3 protein-coding genes and 1 pseudogene are annotated in these 3,222 nt (G+C 36.5%); all 4 read left to right on the forward strand.

From position 1 onward, the window contains the following. A pseudogene (locus tag ACIQ2X_RS14895) lies at positions 1 to 382 on the forward strand (arylsulfatase); the annotation flags it as partial. A 114-nt stretch (positions 383 to 496) separates the two neighbouring features. After that, complete coding sequence (locus ACIQ2X_RS14900; RefSeq protein ID WP_396179745.1) at positions 497 to 1,654, forward strand: hypothetical protein; 1,158 nt, start codon at positions 497 to 499, stop codon at positions 1,652 to 1,654. Between the two features lie 96 nt (positions 1,655 to 1,750). Then, positions 1,751 to 2,446: a hypothetical protein gene (locus tag ACIQ2X_RS14905; protein ID WP_396179746.1), complete on the forward strand. Its 696-nt coding sequence runs from the start codon at positions 1,751 to 1,753 to the stop codon at positions 2,444 to 2,446. 105 nt (positions 2,447 to 2,551) lie between these two features. Continuing rightward, the coding region (locus ACIQ2X_RS14910) for a sulfatase-like hydrolase/transferase (protein WP_396179747.1) at positions 2,552 to 3,222 on the forward strand (671 nt) is incomplete at its 3' end.

Here is a 3,222-nt window from a genome sequence, read left to right on the forward strand (position 1 = left end):
TCTAATTGCACAAGCTGGAAGATTCGGTGGATGGGCGCTTTATGTTGTCAATGGAACGTTGGCTTATGATTATAACTTTCTTGGATTGCAGCGTTTTACGGTTGAATCAGGTCAAAAACTTACGCCAGGCAAACATACTGTAAAATTTGATTTTGCTTATGATGGTGGTGGGCTTGCTAAAGGTGGTTTGGGTACTCTGTTTATTGATGGCAAAAAAGTAGGTGAAGGAAGAATTGAACGTACCCAACCTGGAATATTTTCTGCTGATGAAACGGTGGATGTAGGTATTGATCTAGCTACACCAGTTGTGGAAAGAATTGGTGCTGAGGCCAAATCCAAATTCAATGGAAGCATATCGAAATTGGTAGTCGAAATTAAATAAAAACGCAAGATAAGTAGTTTTTGCAGGTTCAGCTAATTGTTGGAACAGCTTTGGTTCAGTAAGCGGTAGTGCCGAAAATCCGGGGTTGTTCTAAATTTTAAAATTATTAATTGTATGGAACTTTTTTTTAGTGAAAATACTTATAACAAAATGCTTGGCAAGGCAGGTTTGAAGACAGAAGGATTCAATGGGCAACTCAAATCGGTTTTTGTAGCGTTAGCTATTTGCTGGCTTCCCTTAGTCATTTTTACGCTGATATTAAAAAATTTCTGGACAGGTAATATGGATACATCATTTATTAGCAGTTTTGATACACAAGCACGTTTACTAATTACTATACCCATACTTATATTTTTTGAGCGAAGTGTTAATCTGAAACTTGGAAAATTGTTGGCACAGTTTGTAAGTTCTGGTCTTATTAGAAATGAAGATATCGGGAGTTTTAAGGAAATAATCACGAAGCAAATTAACCTGATGAGATCACGTTGGGTTGATTTGATTATTATTATACTGTGTTATTTTCAAGTTCTCCTGATTCTTTTTTATGCCAAAGAAAATACTAACTTACTTATATGGGAGTTAAATAATGACCACGAATCTCTAAATATTGCGGGTTTGTGGAGCACGCTCATCAGCAAGCCTTTTGTGCTGTATTTGGTTTACAAGTGGTTGCTACGCATTGTGTTTTGGGGTATTATTTTATTTAAAATTACCAGATTAAATCTAGATCTTTTTCCGCCACATCCCGATCTTGTTGGAGGACTTGGATTTCTACCCTATAGCATTCGGTATTTTTCACCAGTAGCTTTGGCCTTTTCAGCTATTGTCGCTGGAAATATGGCTGACTTTGTCCTTATCGAGGGAGTGCATGTTCTCGACTTTAAATTTATGGCGTTCGCCTATTTCATTTTTATTACCACGTTGTTTGTTTTTCCGTTACTATTTTTTGTGGAGAAACTTACTGATGCTAGAGAGCAAAGCATATTCGAAAATAATGATTACGCCAATGGAATTTTCAGGGAACTACAATCCAAAGTTGCGTTGAAAAGTTTTAATCAAGTGAATGCCGAAGATATGGATTCACCACAATTTTCAGCAGTTTGCGATATGAGTGGTGTGTTTAGTAATGTATTGAATATGAAAACATTACCATTTACTGTAAAAGATCTTTTACCACTATGGGGAATGACTGCATTACCTTTTGTTTTCGTGGTATTTATCGAATTTCCAATAATTGATGTTCTTAAAAAGGTCTTATCCCTGCTTGTTTAACTATTTGAAACAATTTTTGCGCTATTAGAAAAAATATGATATCAACTACAGAAATATAATAATTAACAAAAAAAATAATAATTAAAACCAAAAATCATGAAACAGCTAAATTTAGTGCTTATCTTATTTTTATGTATTGGAATAACAAAAATCACTGCACAATCAGATACAAAAGCTGATGTTGCAATGATTAAAAAAAACCTTGCCGATAGCAACGCCAATATGAAAAAATACGAGTGGATCGAAACCACTAAAGTTTTTGTAAAAGGAGAACAAAAATCGGCCAAGCAGAAACAATGCTATTATGCTGTAGATGGTAAATTGACTAAAGTTGATATTGGTGGTGGTGCTGAGGAAAAGAAAAAAGGAGGATTGCGAGGAAAGATTATCGAAAACAAAAAAGAAGAAATGTCGGACTATGCCAAAAAAGCAATTGCTAAAATCCAGACGTATTTGCCACCCTCTTCAGAGAAAATTCAAAAAGTGTATGGAGCAGGCAAAACTACCGTTCAAATATTGGAACCCAACACCAAATTTAAACTCAATTTTCCAGATTATAATGAAACTGGGGACAATCTAGCGGTAGCTATCAACAAACCAAAACAAAAGATTATGGCTATAGATGTTAGCACTGCTGTCGATGATTCCAAGGAAAAAGTGGTATTTAATATAACCTATAGCGATTTACCTGATGGAACTCAATATGCAGCTACAACAAAACTCGATGCACCTGCAAAAGACTTGAAAATCGTAATTGAAAATTCAGGGTTCAAAAATGCTGCGGGTAAATAAAAATAAATTTCACGAAAGGTATCGTATGGAAAATAGTACGGTAAACCAAAGTAAGAGTGTTTATCGGTAATATAAAATAGTTATATAAACATAAATAAAAATAGTATGAATACAAAATTTACAATCACGTCGGTTTTCTTGTTGATGGTGCAGATTGCATTTAGCCAATCTACAGGATCACAAATAGGAGGCAAAAGGCCCAATATTGTAGTAATCCTTGGCGATGATTTGGGTTACTCGGACATGGGTATGTTTGGGAGTGAAATAAAAACCCCAAATCTGGATGCGCTTGCAGCAAACGGAACTCGCTTCACCAATTACTACACACAGCCCAGTTGCTCTCCCACAAGGTCTATGCTATTAACGGGGCAAGATACGCACATCAATGGTTTAGGTGCCATGGATGAGTGGACCGCCCCCAACCAGATGGGGAAAGCAGGGTACGAAGGGAATGTGAGTACCAGTTTGGTAACCATGCCTCAATTATTGAAAGATGCAGGGTATCACACCTACATGGTTGGCAAGTGGCACCTTGGTAAAGCACCGGATAAGATTCCAGCCGCCCGTGGCTTTGAAAGAGATTTTACTCTGCTTGACGGTATGGGAAGCTATTGGGACATGACCAATATGACAGCACTCAATCATACTTCAGTGTTTACAGAAGATGGAAAATACTTGACCAAACTTCCGAAAAACTATTACGCTACGAAAACGTATACTGATAAGCTGATCAATTTTATTGATGAGGGAAAAAAAGATGGTAAACCCTTCTTTGC

It is taken from the genome of Flavobacterium sp., assembly GCF_044368625.1.
GTDB lineage: Bacteria > Bacteroidota > Bacteroidia > Flavobacteriales > Flavobacteriaceae > Flavobacterium.

Bases quoted from the DNA above. Each gene is read 5' to 3' on its own strand.
- ACIQ2X_RS14900 (WP_396179745.1), top strand. From the start codon at position 497: ATGGAACTTTTTTTTAGTGAAAATACTTATAACAAAATGCTTGGCAAG.
- ACIQ2X_RS14905 (WP_396179746.1), top strand. From the start codon at position 1,751: ATGAAACAGCTAAATTTAGTGCTTATCTTATTTTTATGTATTGGAATA.